Raw genomic sequence first — 23,144 nt, forward strand, 5'->3', positions numbered from 1 at the left:
TATCAAAAGCCAATGTTCACACCCGCCAGGTACACCCGCGACTGCGGATACACGCCGAAGTCGATGCCCCGGCCGCCGAGCTCCGGGTCAAAGCCCGTGTATTTGGTGAGGGTCAGCAGGTTCTGGCCGGTCACGTACACGCGCAGGCTTTGGGCGGCCACGCGCTGGGTGAGGGATTTGGGTAGGTTGTAGCCCACGGTCAGGGTTTTGACGCGCAGGTAGGAGCCGTCTTCGAGGAAGTAGCTGCTCACGCGCAGGTTCTGGTTGGGGTCGCCGGCAATGGCGCGGGGCACGTCGGTGCTGGTGCCGGGGCCGGTCCAGCGGCCCAGCACGCGGGTGCTGCTGTTGCCGTTGCTATACAGGCCGCCTTCGGTGTACACGCGGTTCAGGTTGTACACGTCGTTGCCCTGCGAGCCCTGCACGAACACGTTGAGGTCCAGCCCATGCCAGCTCACCGTGTTGTTCAGGCCGTAGGTGAAGGTCGGGTTGGGGTTGCCGATGAAGGTGCGGTCGGCGTCCGTGATTTTTCCGTCACCGTTCAGGTCCTTGAAGCGGATATCGCCGGGGCCGGTGCTTTTGCCGGGGTCGGGGTTCACGGTCTGGGTGGCGTGGTTCTTCACGTCTTCCGTCGTCTGAAACAGGCCGTCGGCCACATAGCCGTAAAACGCGCCGAAGGCCTGGCCCTTGTCGTAGCGCACCAGGGCCGTGCCGTTGCGGTTGACGGTGCCATTGAAGGCCGTGCCGCCCGTGCCCAGGTCCTCCACCTGGTTTTTGTAGGCCGAGAATACCGCCGAAGTCGTCCAGGTCAGGCCGCCGTCGCCGCCCACCAGGTTGCGGGTCGAGAGCGAAACGTCGATGCCCCGGTTGTAGGACACCAGCGAGTTGGTGGGCACGGCCTCGTAGGTACCCGTCACGAGGTAGGCCGGCACGTTGTTTATCAGGTTGGGCGAGCGGCGGTTATACACATCCACCGAGGCCTCGATGCGGTTGCCGAACAGGCCTACATCCACCCCAATGTTGGTTTGCACGTTGTCTTCCCAGCGCAGCTGCGTGTTCTGAGCGCGGGTAGGGGCTGCGCCCGAGTTGATGGTCTGCGTGCCCGTGGCCACGTTGGTCGGCCCAAACGGGTAGGTGATGCCCGTGTTGATGGTCGCCAGGTAGGCAAACTGCCCGGCGTTCAGGGGGTTGCCCACGCGGCCGTAGCCCGCTCGCAGCTTCAGGTTGCTGATGACGGTAATGTTCTTGATGAACGCCTCTTCCGACAAACGCCAGCCCACCGAAGCGCCCGGGAAGAAGCCGAATTTGTAGCCCGTGGCAAACGCCGAAGTGCCATCGTAGCGCACCGTGGCCGAGAAAATGTACTTGCCGGCAAAGTCGTAGTTCACCCGGCCGAAGTAGCTGGCCAGGCGGGTCTGGCTGCTGGTGCCGCTGTTGGTCTGGTTGGTCTGGGGGCCGTTGTTGAGCTGTTGCAGGTCGTTGCTGAGGTAGCCAATGCGGTTCGCACTCACCGAGTTGAAGTTGAACTCCTGGGCCGATTGCCCCAGCAGGACCGTCACCTGATGCTTTTCGGCAAACAGCCGGTCATACGTCAGCGTGTTCTCGATGAGGTAGCCGGGGTTGTAGTTGGAAAACGAGCTCGCGCCGGCTGTGCCCGTGCCGTTGCGCGGCGAGTTCGGCCCCAGCGAGGGCGTGAAGCTGCTGCCGTTGTCAAAAATCAAATCCACGCCCACGTTGGTGCGGAAACGCAGGTTCTTCAGCGGCTCCACTTCGGCAAACACCGTGGAAAGCACCCGGTTGCGGCTGAATTTCTTGTTCTCAATCAGCGATTGCAGCACCGGGTTGGGCTCCACGTAGTTGTCGGCCTTAGTGGCCTCGTACCAGGTGCCATCGGGCCGGTACACCGGCAGCACCGGCGGGGCCTGCAACACGTTGTTCAACACCCCAAACTCGTCGTTGCCGGTGTTGAGCTGCCGGTCGCTCAGGTGCGTTACCGACAGGCTGTTGCCAATCTTCACGCGCTTGCTGAGCTGAATGTCGCCATTGGCGCGCAGCGTAAACCGCTCAAAATTAGAGCCGTTCAGCGTGCCGTCCTGCTGGAAATAGCCGCCCGAAACCGCGTACCGCGCCTTCTCGCTGCCGCCCGCCGCGCTCAGGTTGTAGCTCTGAATCACGGCTGTGGGCCGGAAAACCGCCTTCTGCCAATCCGTGCCCGCGCCCAATGATTTCGGGTCGCGCAGCTTTTCCTGAATTGGAGAAGAGCCCTGAGCCAGAATGCTTTCGTTGTTGATAACCGCGTACTGCTCCGCATTCAGCAAGTCGAGCTTGCGCCACACCTGCTGCACGCCCCGGTAGCCATCTAGGTTAATGCTGGACGTGCCCGCCTTGCCGCGCTTCGTGGTGATGATGACCACGCCGTTGGCTGCCCGCAAGCCATAGATGGCCGTGGCCGACGCATCTTTCAGCACGTCAATCGTCTCAATATCATTAGGGTTGATGGCGTTCAACTGGTTTTCCACGCTTTTACCCTCCGCATCCGACGACGGCAGCGGAAAGCCATCCACCACGTACAACGGCGAGTTGTTGCCCGCCGACGTGATGCCGCGCACCCGCACCGCCGTGCCGCCCGCCCCGCCCGGTGCGCCTGAGTTTTGCGTCACGGTCACGCCCGCCGCACGGCCTTGCAGCGCCTGCGTGGGGTCGGCCACCGGCTGCGTGGCAATGTCGTGCCCCGAAACCGAGGAAATCGCGCTGGAAACGCTGCCCCGGTCCTGGGTGCCGTAGCCCACTACCACTACTTCGTTCAGCTTCTGCGCATCTTCGCGCAGAGTGATGTTTACGGGCGTGCCACTGGCCACGACAGCTGTTTGGGTCGTGAAACCTACAAAGCTGAATACCAACGTGCTGCCTTCGGGCGCGGTGAGCGAAAAAGTGCCGTCAAGCGAGGTAGAAGTGCCGATGGCGGTGCCGCGCACCAGCACGGTTACGCCGGGCACGCCGGTCCCATCGGCACCGGTCACGCGCCCGGTCACGGGCACATCGGCGGCCGGGCGCACCAGCGGGTGGGTGGCTGCCACAGCCGGCGCACCGGCGGCCAGTACCGGCAGCCCGCAGGCCAGCAATACAGTAGTGCGCCGCAGCAGCGCAATCAGGTAAAATTTTCGCTTCATGGTGGGAGTTTTAAAAAGCGGTAAGCGAAGGAGTTGGCTGCCCGAAAGCAGCCGGTAAGTTGGTGAAATGGTTAGTGCGGCGCAGCCGCCGTAGCGATGCCGGGGCGCGATTGGTCAAGCGCCGGGCGCACGGCCCCGGTGGCTTTGCCGGCGGCCGGGGACGTGCTGGCCACCGGCCCCGCTACGTAGCGGAACCGCGCCATCTGGGAGCCCACGCGCAGGGTATACCAGCCGGTTTCCAGCTGCGGGTGGCCCTGGCCGTCGGGGTAGCTCAGGTCGCGTAGCGGCTCAATGTCGAAGGTCAGCTGCTGGCTTTGGCCAGCGGGAAAGGCTTGTTTTTCAAAGTGCTTCAGCATCCGTACCGGGCGGGCCACGCGGCCAATCTCATCGGTGAGGAACCAGAGCACGGCTTCCTGGCCGGCGCGGGAGCCGGTGTTGGCCACGCGCACCGTGGCGCGTAGCCGGGCGGCCGGCCCGGTCAGCACCGAGTCGCTCAGCACCAGCCCGGAATAGGCGTAAGTGGTGTAGCTCAGTCCCTCACCAAACTCCGTCAGCATCGAGCTTTTGTACTTAGCCCCGTGCGGTTCATATCCTGCGCCGAAGTCGCTCAAATCGAGACTGTTCTCGTTGTTGTCGTGGTGGTAGTTGGTGATGTGGCCAGCAAACTGTGGGTAGGTAAACGGAAGCTTGCCGCTCGGATTGGTCTTGCCGCTGATGATTTCGGCCAGCGCCGTACCCCCGCCGTAGCCTGGCAGCCCCGCCCATATAATGGCTGATGAACCCTCGGCCACGCTCCGGATAATGTTTGGCCGCCCACCAATTATGATGAGCACCGTAGGCTTGCCGCTGGCCTGCACCGCCTGAGCCAGCTGTTGTTGGTCGGCGGGCAGGGTCAGGTCCGAGGTGTTGCCCAGGCCTTCAGTGTAAGGCCGCTCGCCCAGGGCCAACACCACGGCATCTGCCTGCTTGGCGGCAGCAGATATACTGGCCAGTAGCATTTTGCCGGTAGCATCGCGGTAGGGCAGCATCTCAATTTTAGTCTGCGGATATTCGCGGTGCAAAGCCTCCAGCAGCGTGGGCACGTCTTTCGGATAGGCGTCTTCGGTACGGCCCTGCCAGGCCAGGGTCCAGCCGCCGCAGAGGTTGGCGCGGGAGTCGGCCGAGGGGCCAACGACCAGCAGCCGCTTCACGCGGGCCGGGGCCAATGGCAACGCATTGCGCTCATTTTTAAGTAATACCACGCCTTCGCGGGCGGCGGCCACGGCCTGCGCCCGCAGGGCCGGGTCGCCGATGCGGCTGAGGCGGTCGGCGCGGGGCATAGGGTTTTCAAACAGGCCGATTTCGTCCTTCATCTGCAAAATCCGGCCGGCCGAAAGGTCGATGCGGGCCTGCGTCAGGCGGCCTTCCTGCACCAGCTCTTTCACGATGCGGCAGAAATCGGTAGTGTAGGGCGTCATGGCCATGTCCACGCCCGCGTCAATGGCCATCCAGGTGGCTTCCTTCTCGTTGGGGGCCACTTTCTGCACGCGCACCAGCCGGTTGATGTCCTCCCAATCGGTCACGGCCACGCCTTTGAAACCCATCTGGCGGCGCAGCAAATCGGTGAGAATGGCCTTGGACGCGTGGACCGGTTCGCCGTTAATTTCGCCCGAGTTAATCATAATGGATTTCAGGCCGGAATCGATTGCGGCCTGGAACGAAGGCCGGAAGAACTCCTGGAGGCGCTGGTCGGGAATGAGGGCGTTGGTACGGTCCCAGCCGTTACGCGGGTCGGAGTAGCCCAGAAAGTGCTTGCCGCAGGCGGCAACTTTGTAGGGCGCAATCTCGGTATTGTTCTGAAGCTCAACGGTAAACGCCGTGCCAAGCGTGGCCGCCACCAGCGGGTCTTCGCCAAAGGTTTCGTAGAAGCGCGGCCAGTAGGTGTTCAGGCCTAAATCCAGCACTGGGGCGAAAACCCAGTGGTGGCCCAGGTCCGCCGATTCGAGGATAGTGGCGCGGGCCGCCTGCCGGGCCAGAGCCGGGTTGAAGCTGGCTCCCAGGTTGATATTGTGTGGGAAAATGGCGGTACCGCCCACGTAGCTGGCCCCGTGCATGTGGTCGATGCCATAAATCATGGGGATGTGCAGCCGCGACTCGCGCAGGGCAATGCGTTGCAGCGCGGCCGAGTAGCGCAGCCATTGCCCGGCCGGCACCGCCTCCCCATTGATGAAGGAGCCAATATGAAAATCCCGGATTAAGCCCGCTGCTTTGGCCGAGTCTAGGGATACATCGCCGTTGGTGCCAGTATGATTTATTGCCGAAATATTCAGCTGGGTCATCTGGCCGATTTTCTCCTCCAGTGTCATCTGCGCCAGCAGCTGCTGCACGCGGGGACTGAAGGTGGGCGGTGGGATTTCCGCTGCGGTGGATTCAGCCGGTACCGCAGTGGTAGCCATTGGTACGGCCCCGCGCTGGCAGGCGGCTACCAGCGGCACCATTAGTAGTAAACTCCGCCATATCGAAGACAGAGGCAGCGCCACCAATACCGAGGACCGGCCGGAGAGTAAAGGAGTGTGAAACAGAGAGGAGAGTGAAACCATCTGGATTGTTCAGTTATCCAAATGTAAGGAATTGTGTTTGGCAAATTCAACTGAAAAATGCCTGTAAACGCTCCATTTGGCCGTTTCCTCCATTGGTGTCGGCAGGGCTTATACGCTTGCTGCACACGCACTCTTTTCGTATTCCCGCTTAAAATAAGTAGCCAAAGCGTTTTCGAATTTTCCGCCTCAGGCTAAAAAACAATGAAAAGAAGCGGCGTGAAACGAAAAAAAACACGCATCATCTATCTCTTCCTAGCTACTGGGCGGAAAAGCTATCCATTATGTCATTAAGCGGGCAAATCTGTCGCTGGATCCGGCACAAACGTTACCGGAATATTTTGAGGCTCATCGCTCGGTTTCAGCGGCCTCGTTCTCTTCTATTTCGGCTTCGGCCGAAGCATCCAGTAACACATGGGTCCAGGGTTCGCCGTCTTCGTAGTCGGGAGCCTGGCGGCGACGCTGCAACGCCTGCAATACCTTTTGGGCGAAGGCCCAGCTGGTGGCCTGGCGCAGGTCCAGAATGCGGGCCAGTTCGGAGGGCGAACAATTGCCTTTGTGTGCGTGTAACAGGAACACGGCGTATAGCGCCTTAACAATTGAGAACTTGCACTTTTGCAAGAGGGTGGCTGCCGTGGCCGACTCCACGTAACGGCAGCGCGTGCAACGCCGTGCGTAGGGCTCGCGGGCTTCACAGCTTTTTTCGTGGCCGCACTTGCGGCAGTGATAATTGCCGTGGCCCCACTTCAGGTCGGCGAGGTAGCGCAGGCAGGCATCTTTGTCGGGGTATATCTGGCTGAACTCGCCAAAGTCGACTTCCTTCGACTCGATGCGGGCTGCCTTCTCGGCGTGGAGGTCGCGGCTGAGGTCGCCGTTGAGCTTTTCGATGGCGGCCGATTGCAGGGCTAGCAGGCCGTTGGCTTGCAATAGGTCGTGGTTTTGGGCGGCCACGGTTTCGTTTTGCTGGCGAAGCTCGGTGGTGCGCAGGGCTACCAGGCCTTCCAATTCAGTGTTGAGCTGGTCTTTAAGCGCTTGGTTTTCGCGCATTTGCTCCACGAGGCGGTCCTGGGCCTGATGCTTTTTGCGGAGCTGCTTGAGCAGGCGGTTTTGGGTGAGCAGGGTCGTGTCCATCAGGCCCTTAAGCTTTTCGCCCAGCGCGTAGCTCAGAATCACGACCTCCACCACAAACGCTGCGTTGAGGCTGTACACTGTGTACACGTTGCTGTAGAAGTCGATGCCCAGCTTGCGCATGATGAGAAACGTGAGGCTGGTAGCCACCAGCGCTTGGGCCAGCAGCAGGTAGCGGGCGGGCCGCAACCCACTGCGATAGGCCTGAAAAGCAGCGTAGTACAGTAACCCATAAGGCAGCAGATACAGCCAGAAGCTGAACCCCGAATGCACCACGGCCGCATCGAGCACCAGCAACGCCGTACTGCTGCCCACCACCCACATCCCCGCCCGGTGCAGGGCCGGCAGGCGCGAAGCCGTGTCCAGAAAGCCGCTGGCGTAGGTGGCAAACGTGAGCAGCAGCAGCACCGGGGCCAGCGCGCCCACGAAGTGGTTCAGGTCGGGCCAGGCCGACCACAGGTACTGAAAGCCCAGGCCGTCCTCCGTGAGAAACAACAGCGCCCCGCTTACCACGTACAGCACGTAGTAGAGGTAGGTGCGCTCCTTGAGGAAGAAGAAGAGAATCAGGTTGTAGAGCACCATGATGAACAGGATGCCGTAGAAAATGCCCAGCAGCCAGTATTGCAGCGACAGTTCCGGGATGAGGCCCGCGCCACTGTGCAGCATGGCCCGGAAGCTGGTGCGCGTGTCGGAGTGCAGGCGCAGGTAGTAGGTGGCGGTTTCACCGGGCCGGGGCGGCAGGTCGAACAGGAAGTTTTTGTAAGGATGCGGGCGCGTGGCGAAGGAGTAGCTGGCCCCGGTCGCCACGCTGTCGTAAGCCGTGGTTGAGCCGGGGCGCGGACTGAAAAACACCGCCTGCCCGATGTGCGAATCGTACAGCTCCAGGTACCAGGCGGTGTTCTCTGTGGCCGCGTGGCGCACCGTGATGCGCAGCCAGTAAATGCTACGCGGATGCTGGATGTTGGGCGGGTGGCCGGAGCCGCGCAGTACTACAAAGCGGCGGCTCCAGGCTGGCGACTGCACCTCGGCCAACTGGAGCCGGCCCGTGGGGTCTTCCAGCATGCTGTAGTAATTCTCCTCCAGGTACAGAGCCGGGTGGGACGGGCCCACGGCCAGCGTGTCTTCAGGCTGGGCGGCGTGGGTGGGCGCGGCCAGTAGCACCAGCAGCAGCCCAAGCAGCCAGGGCCACGCCCGGCGGCCCCAATCGCCGCCAGTGCGTTGAATCATTCCCGCTCCTCGTTTTCCGTGCTCGTGCAATTGAGTGAGTAACCACATACAGCCCCTAAAATACGAAAGTCCGCCCGGCAAAATAGCTGGGCGGACTTTCATCGGGGTTGCGCCGACATTAGAGGCGGAACTGCGCACTGAATTTCACGCCGAAGTTATGCGTGTCGGGCACATCGCGGTAGGTGAGGCGATGGATGAAATCGACCCGCAAAAACTTGAAAATATTCTCAATGCCGTATCCGGCTTCCACGTAGGGCTGCGAAATGGTGCCGGGCAGGTCCGACGAGTTGTTATTGGCCCGGCGGGCGCGCTCCGAGAGGGCACCGTAGAGCACGTTGGCCGTGCCCACCAGCCGCCAGTTGAGCGTGCGGATACCGGGGATGGCATTCAGTAACAGGCCTTCGAAGTGCTGGTCGAGGCGCAACGAGGCCGAACGGTCGGTGACGAACTCAAAGTAGTTCATCAGGTTGAAGGCGTTGGCGTTGTAGAACGGGGTTTGGTTGCCGAGGGGCGTTTTGAGGATAAAGTAGGGCAGGGCCGTCGGAATATAGTTGCCTTCCACCCGGTAGTTGAGCCGTCCAAAGTAGCCTACCGACACACTGTGCGATACCGACAGGTTGAACTTGTGGTACATGAAGTCGCCCTTCGTCCAGTCGATGGCACCAAGCGTGTAGCGCAAGCCAAACACGGGCAGGCGCTTCAGGCCCACGGCACGGCGGCGGTTCTCGCTCTGCACCAGGGTTTCGTCGGGCGCATAGCGCGATTCCATTACCAACTCGCTTAGGTGCAGGATGTTGGATGAGGGCGCATCTACCGGTGGGGGACCACCAAGGGGGGGCTTGCCCGAATTAAGGTGCAGGTCAAACAGTGGCTCCAGGTTCTGGTAGCGCGCCGTCAGGGTTTCGGTGAAGCCATGAAACAGGTCGCGCTGCACGCTGAGGGAGGCCAGGTCGCGCATCACGGGGCGGCCTTGGCGGAAACGGCCCCAGCGTGAGGCTGCCGAAAACAGGCTGTTGTTGTCGAGGAAATCGTTGTCGAGAAGGGCCGTCTGCTCCACATCGTGCTTAAACTCGGCCGAGAATACCGTCCAGTGGCGGCGCTCGGCGATGTAGCTCTCGCGGATGCCGTACTTGAAACGGCCGTCTTGGGTGCCATAGGCCACGTATACCTGGGTCAGCCAGTCGCGGCTGATGAGCGGCGTGGTCCGGAAGCCAAAGCGGATGCGGTCGCCCTCGAAGTCATTGTGGGCGTAGATGGTCGAAATCGGGCCAAAATCGAGCTTGCCTACGCGCTTGTAGCCGTTCACGAATAGGTCGACCCAGTCGAGCAGGTTGCGCACCGAAGGCAGCGCCTTGGCCGAGTCGAGCACGGCAAATACCTGGCGTTCGCTCAGGCTCAGGGTATCGGGGCGGTGCGCGTCGAAATAACCACCGGCTCCGCCCTGGGGCAGCCCGGCCAGCAGGCCGCCGACGGGGCTTTCACCCGCTGGCTCCATCAGCGACGACACGATGGGCTGGTCGTAGAAGCCGGATTCGTCGTGCAGCTTATTGCGCACGAAGTTGCTGCTCACGGTGGTGTAGCGGATGAGCATGGCCGCCTGCTTGGCCGAAGGCCGCACGCTAATGAGCAGCTTGGTGCGCGTGGGTAGGCCGGGGCCGTCGGTGGGCGGGGTCAGCTCCTGGGCTACGCGCAGGTCGTTCACGAAGTTGATGTTGGCCTCGGGGCTGGCCACCAGGTCGAGGCGGCGCAGGGCGTAGCCTTCGGCCGTAATCCAAATGGTGCCCTTGAAGGCCAGGTCGTGGCTGCGCTTGGGCGTAACGGCAATTCGATAGCAGAAATCCTTGCCCACAAACACCGAATCCTGCAATTCGTAGTCGTAGGTGCCGCGCCCACCCTCGGCAATGGGCGAGATGAAGTCCTTTCCCAGCACGTTCTGCCAGTTGGGGTAAAAGTCGAAGTTCTGAAAGTTGGAGCCTAGCATCTGCGAGAGCACCGAGCCCTCGCGCGGACCTACGCCACGCATTTGCTTGTGCAGCAGGTCTTCGCGCCGGCGCAGCGGCGCATTGCGCTGGTACACCCGCGAGCCCACCTCGGAGGCAAATACGGGCAGTGGCGCGTCGGGGTCGCCTACGGCGACGGCTCCCTGGCGCACGGCCAGCGCCCGGATATCGCGGATGGCCTTGCGCTTGTTGAGGGAGGCCGGCAGGTCAATCAGGCTGGTTTCGATACGGTTGTACGAGTCGTACTCAGCGGCCTTCAGGGCGGTGCGCTCGTTTTCGGGCTTGTGGCGCTGCACTTCGCGCAGGATGCGGAAGGCAGGGTTTTCGGGCTGACGCGAGCTTACGAATACTTCGCCGAGGGTCACGCCGCCCGTTTTCATCCGGAACAGTACCGATTGCACGGCCGCGTTGCTGAGCCGGCGGCGCTGGGTGGCAAAGCCCATGGCCGACACCGCGAGGGAATCGGGTGAGCCCGTGACGGCGAGCTTGAATTTCCCATCGGCATCGGCCGTCACGCCGAAACTGGTGCGTGGTACGAAGATGGATGCGAACGGTACCGGCTCACCGTTAGTCGCTTCCACTACCTGGCCGCTGATTACGATACGCTGGGCGGCGGCTGGTAGTGCCAAGAGGCACACCAGGAGCAGCGGAGCAAGAAATTTCATACGAAGTATAGAAGAGCCAAATTGCCAAGACCGTAAGTAGTCCGGCAATTTACGCAAAGCGTAAGCGGCTCCCAACTAGTTCCGTGCCGAAAACAGGAAAATTTCTGGTGAAAGATTAAACCTGCCAGACGAATAGCGGTCGGGGCTCTGCCAATGGATTTAGGGCGTGGTGAGCGTGCCCTTACCTGGCATTATTAAAATGGCACACGGATGGCCAAGACCTGGGATTTAATCCGCTCAATCATCGGGGCCAGAGGGAGTGGGCGCGCTCAACCAGATTTCGGAATGGTTGGGCACGACAATACTCGTCCCAAAATCGAGTAACAGGCCGCGCTCCGGGACTGCTCCCCGGGTGATTTCTTCCACGGTGGCCGTGCCTGGATGGCGCGTGCCATTGGGCAAAACCGCTTCTACTGCTACGGCCGCGTGCAATTCGTAGGCCGTGAGGTGCGGGGTAGGGCCATCGGGCAGCGCCAGCAGGCCCAGGCCCGGCAGGGGCCAGATGGCGGCTACGCGCAGGAGCAGGGCGGGGGTTGAAACAGGCATTGTCCGCACTTACGGCGTTGGGCTCACGGGGACTATATGATTGGCGGCGATTCCGGCCGATGATTCCGGCGTACTGGCCGGGGCCGTGCTCTGGGCAGTGGCCCGAGGTAGTTGGCCGCATTCGAGATAACAAAGACGGTGGATACAAAGCCCGCAATTTTTTCCAGCAGCAGCAGCACCTGCGTGGGGCCGCCCGCCGCCGTCACGGTACTACCCGAGTTGCTGATGAGCGTACCCACGCTATGATAGAATAGCTGCCCGAAGATTTCCAGTTCCGAACCCGGCCTCAGACCAGCGAAGGCGTGCCCATTTACCCGGTAGAGGCAGTAGAAATCGAGGGAAAAAGACAGTGCAATCATGCCCAGGTTGAGCGACACGAGCAGCAGGAACTGCTTAAACGTTTCGCGCAACGCCGCCAGCGCCCGGAAATTATGGAGCAGGAAGTAGCCGGTTTTGCCGGCCGCCGCCGCCAGCAGCAGGCCCGTAATCACGTCGGGCGGCAAGCCTTCGTGCTTGTCGAGCAGGTAGAGGGCCAGGCCCAGCAAGAGCAGCAGCCCGTGCTGCCACAGCAGGCGGCGGAGTTGGTGGTTGAGCGGTTGGTGCTTCATGGCCGGCAAGAATGCAGCCCCGGCGTGAAGACCGGATGATGGCGGAGTATAGCGCTGGCCAGCGCTATACTTCTACCTTCAGCGTTGCGGGCGCACTGGTTATCTCAAACAGCTCGCCGTGCGGCACAATGGTGATTTGACCGTATTCCTGCAGCAGCATTTTGTAGGCTTCGGATACGGGCCGGGGCTTGCGGTCAAGGTCGAAGAGGCCGCAGGGATTCACGGTGCCCACCTTGCGCTCCAGGCCCTTGTCCCAGTCAATCTGGTCGATGAGGGAATACCAGGTGAAGCCGAGGACGGGTACGCCTTCTTTCCTCATCCTCAGAATGTTGACCCATTGCTTCCAAAGCCAGGTGGAGGCCTCTTTGTCGCCGAGGGTGTTGGTTTCGGTGTGCATTACCGGTTTTTTGTAGCGCTGGTAGTAATCGTGGGTGATGTTGTACCAGCCCAGCACGTCCATGCTGGTCACGATTTGACCGTTCGGTAGCATGATTTTCTCGTTGCGGCCGTAGTAGTCGTTGCCCATTACCTGGTAGCCGGGTGGCTCGCCGGCCATGAACCAGTCGTATTCCCGCCGGGTCATGCCGTTGTCGTATAGGTAGTTTACCACGTCGCCCTCGGGGTGATGACCGTAGAGCAAATCGAGGGAGGCAAAGCGCATCTTGTTCTGCATCTGTACCTCCACCGTGTGCTCGGCGCGCAGTTCGTGGGTGAACTCGGCCGACTCGCTCTGCACGATGATGCAGTCGGGCCGGTGCTTGGCAATCTTCTGGGTGCCCATGATGCTGGCGGCCACCAGGTGTTTCAGGGCCGTTACGAAAGCCTTGTCCGACTTCAGCTGCTCATTCCAAATGCCGTCCTTGGCGCTCATTTTGGCCGTCACGTAAATCTCATTCACTGGCGTATAGAAACGCACCCAGGGATAGCGCTTGGCAACTTCTTCGCAATAAGCCGCAAAGTGTACCGGCAATTCGGGGTTCTGGAAATTGCCAATGAAATCGGGTACGCCGAAGTGCATCAAATCCAGAATCGGGGTGATTTCCAGCCGCTGCATCTCGGCCATGGCTAAGTCGGCAAATTCCCAGTCGTATTTGTCGGGGCTGAGCTGGATTTTGTAGTAGGGCAGGCCGTAGCGTAGCACCTTCAGGCCCATTTCCTTCACCAGCGCCAGGTCTTCCTTGTAGCGGTTGTAGTGGTCACACTCGGCCAACAAATCACGGCGGGTTTTGCCGTTGTCAATGGTCGGGTAGCTGCACTCGATGCCGGTGGCAAACATGAAGTTGTTGGGCAGGCCCGTGGGCAGGCCGTTGCCGTTATGCCCGGTTGCCCCGCCGAACTGGTCGCCCTCGTAGTTGCCGTCGCCGAAATGCTCGTTGATTTCTGTGAGAAAAGACTTCATAAGTTGGTTTGATTTCGGATTTAAACCCTTATGCAGAGCGCAGCGAAGCATCTTGCCAGAAGGAGTAATGTAATCGTTGTATCCGCATTAATTAGTGACTGCGAGCAAGATGCTGCGCTGCGCTCTGCACGACAGTTCACGCCCTTCACTGCTACTTCAGGCTCTCCAGAAACTTATCGGCCGTGCGCAGGCTCAGGGCCATAATGGTCAGGGCCGGGTTCACGCTCAGGGCGCTGGGGAAGGTCGAGTTATCCGAAATGTATAGGTTGGGCACGTCGAAGGCGCGGCCGTTTGCATCCACCACCGCGTCGTCGCCGCTCCGGCCCATCCGGGCCGTGCCGATGACGTGCGCGTAGCGCTGAAACGACCAGATATCGGTAGCGCCGGCCGCCTCCCAGATGCCGCGCATGATTTTCTCGGCGTGGGCGTTCATGCGCTGCTCGTTTTCCTGGGCCGTGAAGTGCAGGCGCGGCTTGGGTAGGCCGCGGGCGTCTTTTTCCTCAGCCAGCTCCATAAAGTTGTCGTCGTGCGGCAGGCAGTCGCCTAGGATATTGATGCCGGCAATGTGATTGAAGTTGCGCATGTAGTCGCGCAGGGGCTGGCCCCACATTTTGCGGCCCCGCGCCACCTGCCCGGCAAATGTTACGGGCATCACCCCGATGCTTTGCAGCAGGTAGCCGCCGATGAAATCGGCCCCGGCCGGCCGGTGGGTGTCCTGCGAAATCAGCCCGCCGGGAATGCCCTTGTTGGGCCGAACTTCATCGGCAAATGTGCCCCAGACCTGTAGGCCGGGGTGGGCCATCAGGTTGCGGCCGACTTGTCCGCTGGTTAGGGCCAGCTCGTTCAGCAGCAGCAGACGCGGGGTTTCCACCGAGCCGCCGCAGAGGAAGAGGTGGCGGCAGCGCTGGCGCTTCTGCTCGCCGTTTTGGGTGTACACCACGCCGGTGACGTAGCCCCGGGCATCACGCTCAATCTCGGTCACGAAACTGTTGGGCCTGATATCCGCGCCGTGCTTGACCGCTAGCGGAATAAAGGTCACGTCCATGCTCGACTTGGCCCCGTTGGAGCAACCGGCCTGGCAGAAGCCCCGGTTGGTGCAGGCCTCGCGCCAGCCCACGCCTTCCTGGTAGTAGCGCGCCGAAAGGGCCGCATTGGCAGCCGGCGAGGTCTTGATTCCCAGCTTCTCCGCGCCGCGCACCATGAGCTGGGCGGCGCTGTTCAACGGCAGCGGGGCTAGCGGGTAGCCCTGGCTGCGGGCGGGTCCCCAAGGGTAAGGCGTGGGGCCGGAAACGCCGATAAATCGTTCAACTTCATTGTAGTAGGGCTCCAGCTCCTCATAGCTCACCGGCCAGTCCTCGCCCTGCCCGAAATCCCGCCGGATGTGCAGGTCGTCGGGCAGCGGGCGCGGGGTGTAGGCCGTGTAGTGCAGCGTGGAGCCGCCTACGCCGGTGCCGGAATTATTCTTGCCCATCGCCAGCGGGTCACCGCCCGCAGCCAGCCGCTCATCGTTCCAGAATAGGAAATCCTGGGCTTTTTCGTCGGTGGCGAAGTCGGTTTCAGGGTTGTGCCAGGGGCCGGCTTCCAGGGCCACCACTTTCAGGCCGGCTTGGGCCAGGCGGGCCAGCAGGGGCGCGCCGCCCGCGCCCAGCCCAATCACCACGCAGTCGACTTCGTCGGCTTCGGGCTCGATGGCTTGCGGTTGTTCTTTCGGGGTATCGGTGATTACGGGGGCAGCGGCGGGCTCGTCGGCCAACAGCGCCCGCAGCAGCGGGTCCTGTATTTCGGGCTTGACGGGGTTGAGGACGCCTTCTTCGAGAACTTCTTCGTCGGGCATTTTTGCAGTCGATAAATGAGTGAATGGGGGGATGAGTGAATGAAGCTGACGGGGAAAGAGTGCTGATAGTAGCGTCATTCACTCATCCCCCCGTTCACTCATTTACTCATTGTCACCTCCCGGTCTTCTTTTTCATTGAGGCCGATTTTCGTCCAGGCCGGCAAGTCGGCCATGCCTACGTAGCCGATTTCCTCTTGGGCCAGCGGGTGGGCGTAGTAGGTTTCAGTGAGCTCAGCCAGCATTTCTTCGAAAAAGCGGCCGGCGTCCAGCGTTTCCCAGGCGGTGCCGGGCGGGGTGCCGGTGGTCAGGGTTTGCAGCACGGCATCCTGCTGTTCGGCGGCTAGTGCAACGAAATCAGCCTGAAACTGAGCCTGTGCAATTTCTTGAATGCCGCCGAGGCCTAGGCGGTAGGTCTCGCGGTCGGGGGGCAGGGCGTCGTAGCGCCAGCCGTCGGCGCGGCCTTCGGCCAGGCGCTGGTCCACGGCCGGGGCCAGTGGGATGGGGGCACCGGCGCGGTCGGGCTGGGGGAAGATGCGGGCGGCCACGGCTTCGAGCAGGGCGTAGGTCTCGGGGGCCAGAAACTGTGGCGCGTAGGCGGGCGCGTCGAGGCGGGCCTGCACGGCGGCACGCGTGGCGGCCGACACATGCGGCGTGTCAAGCAACGCGCGCACGGTGCCGCTTGGGTAAGTAGGAACGGACATCAGCAAGAAAGGGGATTGGGCTGAAACAGCGCCGTATAGAACGGCTCAGCTAATAACCCCTTACGAGCAAAATCTTCCCGACGGCCGGTCTTCAAAAGCAGAATTTTCTGCAACCGCGTCGATAGGGCTATTTCAGTTGCATAATCGCAGCCATGGTTTCGATACCATCCCAGAGGTTGCCGAGGCGGATGTTCTCGTTTTCGGCGTGCTGGTTGTTGTCGTAGTTCGCCACCGGCACCGTGATGGTCTGGGCCTGGAGCTGCTGCTCAAATACATACAGCGGCAGGCTGCCGCCCATGGTGGGCAGCACCACCACTGGCTCGGCCACGGTGGTCTGCACGGCCGCGATAATCTGGCGGGCAATGGGCAGGTCGAGACGGGTGCGCTGGGCATTGTAGCCGGGCTCGGCCTGAATTTTCACCAGCAGCGGGTACTGGGCGCGCTCGGCGTCGGTGGGCTCGGCGCTGAGGACGTGGTAGCCCTGGGTTTCGATGTGGCGCACCACTTTCTGCACCTGGCGCTGGGCGTCGTTGCCGGGTACGAGGCGCAGGTCGAGCACGGCGGCGGCAGTGGTCGGAATTACGTTGGCGGCCTGGGTGCCCACATTTGCGCTCTGCATCCCGTTGATGTTGAGCGAGGGCTGGTTGAGCAGCTCCACCAGCGACTGGCCGGGGCCGTAAGCCCGCGCAAAGCCCAGCTCCTGCCGGATGGTTTCGTCGAGGTTGGGCACCTGGGCCAGGGCGGTTTTCTCGGCCGGGCTCAGCGGTGTCACGTCGTCGTAGAAACCCGCGACGCGCACCCGGCCGGTGCTGTCCTCCATCGAGGCCAGCAGGCGGGCCAGGGCCAGGCCGGGGTTGGGGGCCCAGTTGCCGTAGTGGCCGCTGTGCAGGGGCCGGCGCGGGCCGTACACGGTCAGGCGCATGTTCACGTCGCCCCGCGCCCCAAACACTACCTGCTTGCGGCCCGACTGGTGCACCGGCCCGTCGCAAATCACCCACACATCGGAAGTCAGCCGGGCCTTGTGCCGTTCCAGAATCTCGGCCAGGTGCGGCGAGCCCCGTTCCTCTTCGCCCTCAAAAAAGAATTTGATATTGACAATGGGCTTGAGCTTGCTGGCTTTAAGGGCTTCGTAGCCGCTCAAAATAGCCATTACGCCCGCCTTGTCGTCGGAGGCGCTGCGGGCGTAGAGTCGCCAGTCGGGACTGAGCGGCTGGCCGGCGGCGGGCAGCTCGGCCGGCTGCCCGCCCCAGTCCAGCGGGCCGGTAGCCAGCTGCGGCCGGAAGGGCTGCAGGCCGTAGCCCCACTGCGCGGGGTTCACGGGCTGGCCGTCGTAGTGGGCATAAAAAATGACGGTGCGGGTAGCGCCCGGCACGCGCACCTCGCCAAACACCACCGGCGGCACGTCCGGCGTGGGCGCGGCCAGCAGCTCGGTGGCAATGCCGCGCCGCCGCATCATGCCCTGAATAAACTGCGCCGTATGCTGCAGCCCGCCCGTATCGGCCGCCACGTTGGGGATGGCCACCAGTTGCCCGAATTCGGCCAGTAGCTCCCGCTCGTGCGCCTGCCGGAACTGGCGTACCCGTTGCGTGGGCGGCGCGGCCGGGGCAGCGGCGAGAAGCGTGAGCAGGGCGAGGGGTAAGAGCTTTTTCATGGCGGGAAGGTAAGGCGCGTGGTAGGTATCGCAGCTAAGTTTCAGCCTCGTGATTCTCGGCCTACACTTCGCAACAGCAATTCCCTAACAAAAAAAGCAGCCGACCCACCGGGCCGGCTGCTTCCTAATCTGCTATAGCGACGCTGCTATTGAAACAGGGTCAGGGCCTTGATAAAGGTTTGCGACACGCCCCAGGCCAGGGGGATGCCCACGAAAAGCCAGGCAATAACCAGGGTGCCCGTCGAGCTGGTTTCGGCCGCCGGGGTGCCGGCGTTATTGGGTTGAGGGTTCATGTTGGGGTCGGATTTAGAAGGGAGGAATGGCGCTTAGTGTCCGCCGCCCTGGGGCGTAACGGGGCCTTTTTCGAAGTATTTCTCGTTCACGGCCGTCACGGCGAAGTTGGCCAGCAGGCCCACTACCAGCAGGCCCGCCATGGTGTAGAATACCGTTTGGTAAGCGGCGGCACCAGTGAAGCCTTCGGCCTTGCGGCTCTCGTGCAGGTAGTTGACGATGAGAGGGCCCACCACGCCAGCCGTGCTCCAGGCCGTGAGCAGCCGCCCGTGAATAGCCCCCACCTGATACTTGCCAAACAGGTCGGACAGATACGCCGGAATGGTGGCGAAACCGCCACCGTACATGCTGATAATCACGCAGGCTACCACCACATAGAGGGTGAGCTGCAAGTTGTGCCCCAGCGTGGGAATGAGCAGGTAGAGCGCGATGCCCAGCGCGAAGTAGATGGCATACGTAACCTTCCGGCCCAGCTTATCCGAAGCCGACGACCAGAAGAAGCGTCCCAGCAGGTTGAACATGCTGAGCAGGCCCACGAAGCCGGCCGCCGCCGCCGCCGTCACAAACTTGCCTCCGCCCATTGCGGCCTTCGAAAATGTGTCCTGAATGAGTGGCGAGGCCGTTTCGAGCACGCCAATGCCAGCCGTTACGTTGGTCATGAGCACCACCCACAGCAGCCAGAACTGCGGCGTCTTGATGGCGTTATCGGCCGACACGTTGCCGGTCGTAATCAGGGCGTTGTGTTCGGCATTGGGCACGTAGCCGGCGGGAACCCAGTCATCGGCCGGTACCCGGATGGTCCACACCCCAAACTGCATAAACAGGAAGTAAATGATGCCCAGTGTGATAAACGTAGCTGCCACGCCCAGCGTGCCCGTGCTCTTGAAGTGCGCCATTAGTGCCACCGACAGCGGCGAGGCAATCATGGCACCGCCGCCGAAGCCCATAATAGCCATACCCGTGGCCACGCCCTTGCGGTCGGGAAACCACTTAATGAGCGTGCTCACCGGCGAAATGTAGCCCAGGCCCAGCCCGATGCCGCCCAGCACGCCGTAGCCCAGGTACAGCAGCACGAGGCTGTGCAGATGGATGCCGAGCGAACCAATCATGAAGCCGCCGCCGAAGCAGAGCGCGGCCGCCATCATGGCCTTGCGCGGCCCCACGCGCTCCAGCCACTTGCCAAAAATGGCCGCCGACAAGCCCAGCAGCACAATGGCAATGGAGAAAATCCAACCAATCTGGCCCGGTGTCCAGTCGGTGGGTGCGGGCGCGTCCACGTTGCCGCTAATAAGCGCCCCGAGGGGTTTTTTGAATACGCTGAAGGCATATACCTGCCCGATGGCTAGGTGAATGGCCAAGGCCGCTGGCGGCACCAGCCAGCGGTTGTAGCCCGGTCCCGCGATGGTGCGGCTGCGGTCGAGCAAGGAAGAGGAATTTTCGGCCATGTAAAAAGTGGGAATTAAAGTGAAAGAAGAAAAATGAAAAACACGGATAACTCGCTGGCTAACGCCCTGGAAGGGCATGATACGTGGCAAGGTAACCGGTGGCTTGGTTGGTTGACTATCAGCGGCGCGAAAACTTTGCTAAATAGGTATAGGCGACTGAGCAGGTATCAGAAAGTACGGTCATGTTGAGCGTAGCCGGGACATCACGCGTGCCATCACTAATCAATACGATGGAGTTACTACCACACGCGCGGTATTTCGGCTGCGCTCAATATGATTGTTCTGAATTCAGGCTAAGACTACTCGTCGCTGCTGAGCTTGCCGCCCGTCACATGCACGAGGCTGCCGGTCATGAATGAGCCGTCCTGCGAGGCCAGCAGCACATAGGCGGGGGCCAGTTCCTCGGGCTGGCCGGGGCGCTTGAGGGCAACTTCGTGGCCGAACTTGGCAATTTCCTCAATGGGCATGGTGCCGGGGATGTTGGGCGTCCAGACCGGGCCGGGCACCACGCAGTTTACCCGAATGCCCTTCTCGCCCAAGTATAGCGCCAACGACTTGGTAAGGGCATGAATGCTAGCTTTCGAGCAGGCATAATCCACCAGAATCGGAATGCCCGTAATGCCCACAATGCTGCCCGTATTGATGATGCAGTCGTCTTTTTTAAGGTGCGGAATCGCGGCCTGCGCCATCCAGATGTAGCCCAGAATGTTGGTGTCGAAGGTGCGGCGAATCTGCTCCTCCGGGATGTCCTCGAATTTGGCCTGGCTCATCTGGAAGGCGGCGTTGTTCACCAGAATGTTCAGGCCGCCCAATTCGGCCAGGGTGCGGCGCACGGCCTGCTTGCACTGCTCGGGGTCGCGCACGTCCATTTGCAGTAGCAGGCACTTGCGCTTCTCCTTTTCCACCAGCTGCTTGGTTTTTTCGGCATCCTCCACGTTTTCGTTGAAAACCACGGCTACGTGCGCGCCCTCTTTTGCAAAGGCAATGGCCACGGCCCGACCAATGCCGGAATCAGCCCCGGTAATGATGGCCACTTTGTCCTTGAGCTTGCCGGCGGCTTTGTAGTTGGCCAGGTCTGAGTCGGGCTGGAGCTTCATGTCGGCCTGCCTGGCCGGGTAGGGTAGCTTTTGGGCGGCGGCCTTCATGTCTTTGGCCGTGGGGCGGCGCTCGGCTTTGGCGGGCGCGGCCGGCTTTTTGGGAGCGGCGGGAGTTGCGGGAGTTTTCTTTGGAGGCATGGCGGATAGGAAAACGTGATGCCCGGCTTACGCGAAAAACTCACCTATGGCTACTGCTTGCCCGCTTATTTACCCTTGCTGCTGGCGGCGGCTCAGAGCCGGCGTAGCACCACGCGGCGGTTGCGGGGGCGCTGGGCAGGGTCGGCATTGTCGGCCACGGGCTGGGTGCCGCCGTAGCCCATCGGCCGAAGCTGGGCCGTGTTCACGCCGTGCGCTGTGAGGTAGAGGCACACGGCTTCGGCGCGCTGCTGTGAGAGCTGGCGGTTGAGCTCGGCATTGCCCATGTTGTCAGTGTGGCCCTGCACTTCAAGCCGTAGCGCGGGCTGGGCACTCAGAGCGGCGGCCAGCCGATCGAGGGCGATGCGTGAGGATGGCAGCAACTGTGCTTTGCCCTGGTTGAAATAAAGTTTGGGCAAGGTCACCTCTTCACCCACGGCTAGGCGGCTCAGACGGGCGGGGCCGGTAGAGTCGGTCAGCAGCAGGCCGGTACCGGAGGTGGCGGGCAGCACCAAGGTGGCTGGTTTTGCCACGGCCAGTGGCGGTGCGAATGGCCGGCGCGGTGGGGTAGCGGTGAGCCTGTTGGAACTGCTGATAACCAGTGGCTTTGCCGCTGGGGTAGCCGTTGCCGCTACCGGCGTTTTGGGCAGGGGCTTCGGCGCGGGCACCGTGCCGGCCGCCAGAGCTGCGGAGGGCCGGGGGTTGTGGCGGAATAGGAACTGCGTTGGAATGGGCTCGGGCTTAGGCGTGGCGGCCGTCATTCCCCAAAGGTTGCGCCAGGACGAGGGCGGCGGCGTCAGCGGCACGTCGGGCCGCTCCCAGGTTACGCGGGCGCTGGTGTCCAGAATATCCTGGAAGTAATCGACCCGCAGCTTGTAGGGTTCGCCGGCTTTCAGCAAGATACTGGTGGTAAAGTAGCGCACGGGCTGGGGCCGCCATTCGTTCAGAACCAGCTTGTCGTTGAGCCAGATACGCATGCCGTCGTCCACGGCTACATGCAGCACGTAGCGCCCGCTCACGGGCGGTACCAGCCAGCCCGTCCAGCGCACCGAAAAATATTCGGCTCCCAGTCCCGGCGCGGGCGGCGCGTGGCCCCAGTTGAAGGCCAGCGTGGCATCATAGCGCCGCGTCACGAGGCGCTCGAAATCAGCCCCTTCGTAATATTCGCCCAGGATGCCATCGCCGGCCGGGGCCTGCGCCCGCGCCGTTCCCAGCGTCATCAACAACCCAAGCAGCAGCGGCCCGAGGTGCCGCCGGTTATTCGCCAAAGCCATGCCGCAAGAACGCAAAAGATGCGCTTCTGGTATTCTCAACCGGGATATTTGCCAATAGTCGCTGTAAGAGCCGAAATTGGATTTGAATCAGGTTGTCAACTACTTAAACTCATTGCCGCAATGGAAGCAGTGGAACCGCTTGCCCCGCACCGGAAACCGCAGCAGTACCGACAGCAGCCCCGACCAGAACCCGTATGTATTGTGCGTGGCCGCCCCATAAGCCACGTCCGACGACCCGCAGCGCGGGCAGCGGGGCGTCACCGGGTCGGGCGCATCGGCGGCAAAGGAAGCTACATCGGGGCCGGTGGCGCGGGGCGCGGGTTCGGCGTGCAGAATTTGCAGCGCAGTTTCTGCGTCGCCCTGCCGCACATGCAGCCGCACGCCGCCCGTGATGGGGCTGTAGAGCGGCATCAGTCCCACCAGGTTCTCATTGCTCAAAAAGCACGGAATACCCGCCGCCTCCAACCGGGTGCGGGCCAGGTTGGCCGCCATCGGCTCGTAGAATGATTCGAGGAAAACGACGGAATCGGGGCTGGACAAGAGTTAAGAGTTAAGAGTTGAAAGTTAGGAGTTGATTGAGCGGATTGCTACAAAAGCTAGTAAACTCTTAGAGCGCTTCTCATTTTAGTGCATAGGCATTTGAACGAGGTAGAGACGCAATATTTTGCGTCTCGTCGTTGAACGGAAGCGTCTAACGGTATTCCCGCGAGCCGTTCAACGATGAGACGCAAAATATTGCGTCTCTACACCCGTATACCATCCTGAATTCTGCTCTAACTCCTAACCGCTAACTCTTAACGCTATTTGGGCTGCTGCCGGGTGGCGGCATCGATGCCGTTCACGGCGCGGCTGGCCTGCAGGCTCACGAACTCGGCCTGGCGGGCGCGGACGCGCACTTCGTCGCGGGCAGGCATGTCCATTCGCACCTGCTTCAGCTGGTCGTTCAGGCGCTGGTAGATGGCGCGGGCGTAGTCCCAGTCGCGGTCGGTCCAGGTGGCGCGCTGGGTGCGGGTTTCGCGCACCAGCTGGCCGTAGGCGGCCGGTAAGTCCTGGGGAGTGAGGGCGTTAATCTGGCCATTGTAGGGGCCGAGCAGCTTGGCTTCCATCGCCAGCTGCTGGCGCGGGTCAAGGGGGCGGGCGCGGCGGGCACGGTTGGCGGCATCGTAGCGGGCGGTGGCTTTGCCGATGCGGGCCAGCTTGCCGGCGGCGGTGCGGGCCACGGTGTCCAATTCGTGGCCCGCTTCGCGCACGGCCTCCTGCCGGTCGCGGGGAGTCGAGTCGCAGCCCGTGAGCAGCAGTGCGGCCAGCACTACGCCGCCAAGTTTCAGGCCCGCCGGCCGATTACGCAATTCACCATTCATAGCACAAACACGGTAAGTAGGTTGCAAAGTACGGCCGCT

Annotated in this window: 16 protein-coding genes; all 16 read right to left on the reverse strand. The window is 62.0% G+C overall.

Translation table 11 applies throughout. The annotated features are described in order from the left end of the window. Window positions 1-2: 2 nt before the first annotated feature. The 16 genes from ACVWYF_RS18370 to ACVWYF_RS18445 all read right to left on the reverse strand — a co-directional run bounded on the left by ACVWYF_RS18370 (window position 3) and on the right by ACVWYF_RS18445 (window position 23,105). Window positions 3-3,167 carry a SusC/RagA family TonB-linked outer membrane protein gene (locus tag ACVWYF_RS18370; RefSeq protein ID WP_457070709.1) on the reverse strand — a complete coding sequence of 1,055 codons (3,165 nt, stop codon included), beginning with the start codon at window positions 3,165-3,167 and terminating at the stop codon, window positions 3-5. A 71-nt stretch (window positions 3,168-3,238) separates the two neighbouring features. Beyond that, window positions 3,239-5,644: a beta-glucosidase gene (locus ACVWYF_RS18375; protein WP_457070711.1), complete on the reverse strand. Its 2,406-nt coding sequence runs from the start codon at window positions 5,642-5,644 to the stop codon at window positions 3,239-3,241. A gap of 447 nt (window positions 5,645-6,091) precedes the next feature. Beyond that, window positions 6,092-8,098, reverse strand: coding sequence for a 7TM diverse intracellular signaling domain-containing protein (locus tag ACVWYF_RS18380; protein ID WP_457070713.1), 2,007 nt, complete (start codon window positions 8,096-8,098; stop codon window positions 6,092-6,094). Window positions 8,099-8,216: 118 nt separating this feature from the next. Further along, on the reverse strand, window positions 8,217-10,763 hold the full coding sequence (locus ACVWYF_RS18385) for a DUF5686 family protein (RefSeq protein ID WP_457070716.1): 2,547 nt from the start codon (window positions 10,761-10,763) through the stop codon (window positions 8,217-8,219). A 237-nt stretch (window positions 10,764-11,000) separates the two neighbouring features. Next, window positions 11,001-11,309, reverse strand: a complete 309-nt coding sequence (locus tag ACVWYF_RS18390; RefSeq protein WP_457070718.1) for a hypothetical protein — start codon at window positions 11,307-11,309, stop codon at window positions 11,001-11,003. 32 nt (window positions 11,310-11,341) lie between these two features. Beyond that, entirely contained in the window at window positions 11,342-11,917 is a 576-nt protein-coding gene (locus ACVWYF_RS18395; RefSeq protein WP_457070720.1) for a hypothetical protein, read from the reverse strand. A gap of 64 nt (window positions 11,918-11,981) precedes the next feature. Then, window positions 11,982-13,316: a family 1 glycosylhydrolase gene (locus tag ACVWYF_RS18400; RefSeq protein WP_457070722.1), complete on the reverse strand. Its 1,335-nt coding sequence runs from the start codon at window positions 13,314-13,316 to the stop codon at window positions 11,982-11,984. 151 nt (window positions 13,317-13,467) lie between these two features. Next, window positions 13,468-15,150, reverse strand: a complete 1,683-nt coding sequence (locus tag ACVWYF_RS18405) for a GMC family oxidoreductase (protein ID WP_457070724.1) — start codon at window positions 15,148-15,150, stop codon at window positions 13,468-13,470. Between the two features lie 98 nt (window positions 15,151-15,248). Further along, window positions 15,249-15,851 (reverse strand): gluconate 2-dehydrogenase subunit 3 family protein, encoded by a 603-nt coding sequence (locus ACVWYF_RS18410; RefSeq protein ID WP_457070726.1) that lies wholly within the window; start codon window positions 15,849-15,851, stop codon window positions 15,249-15,251. Window positions 15,852-15,978: 127 nt separating this feature from the next. Then, window positions 15,979-17,502 carry a M20/M25/M40 family metallo-hydrolase gene (locus ACVWYF_RS18415; RefSeq protein ID WP_457070728.1) on the reverse strand — a complete coding sequence of 508 codons (1,524 nt, stop codon included), beginning with the start codon at window positions 17,500-17,502 and terminating at the stop codon, window positions 15,979-15,981. A gap of 146 nt (window positions 17,503-17,648) precedes the next feature. Further along, entirely contained in the window at window positions 17,649-17,795 is a 147-nt protein-coding gene (locus tag ACVWYF_RS18420) for an MFS transporter small subunit (RefSeq protein ID WP_457070730.1), read from the reverse strand. A gap of 33 nt (window positions 17,796-17,828) precedes the next feature. Next, window positions 17,829-19,238, reverse strand: coding sequence for an L-lactate MFS transporter (locus tag ACVWYF_RS18425; protein WP_457070732.1), 1,410 nt, complete (start codon window positions 19,236-19,238; stop codon window positions 17,829-17,831). Between the two features lie 299 nt (window positions 19,239-19,537). Then, window positions 19,538-20,383, reverse strand: a complete 846-nt coding sequence (locus ACVWYF_RS18430) for an SDR family oxidoreductase (RefSeq protein WP_457071165.1) — start codon at window positions 20,381-20,383, stop codon at window positions 19,538-19,540. A 182-nt stretch (window positions 20,384-20,565) separates the two neighbouring features. Further along, entirely contained in the window at window positions 20,566-21,744 is a 1,179-nt protein-coding gene (locus ACVWYF_RS18435) for a PA14 domain-containing protein (RefSeq protein WP_457070734.1), read from the reverse strand. Between the two features lie 99 nt (window positions 21,745-21,843). Beyond that, window positions 21,844-22,284 carry a putative signal transducing protein gene (locus ACVWYF_RS18440; RefSeq protein ID WP_457070737.1) on the reverse strand — a complete coding sequence of 147 codons (441 nt, stop codon included), beginning with the start codon at window positions 22,282-22,284 and terminating at the stop codon, window positions 21,844-21,846. Window positions 22,285-22,544: 260 nt separating this feature from the next. Continuing rightward, a complete protein-coding gene (locus ACVWYF_RS18445) occupies window positions 22,545-23,105 on the reverse strand; it encodes a hypothetical protein (protein WP_457070739.1) in 561 nt (186 codons plus the stop codon). Between the last annotated feature and the right edge of the window lie 39 nt (window positions 23,106-23,144).

The organism is Hymenobacter sp. UYAg731 (assembly GCF_054061335.1).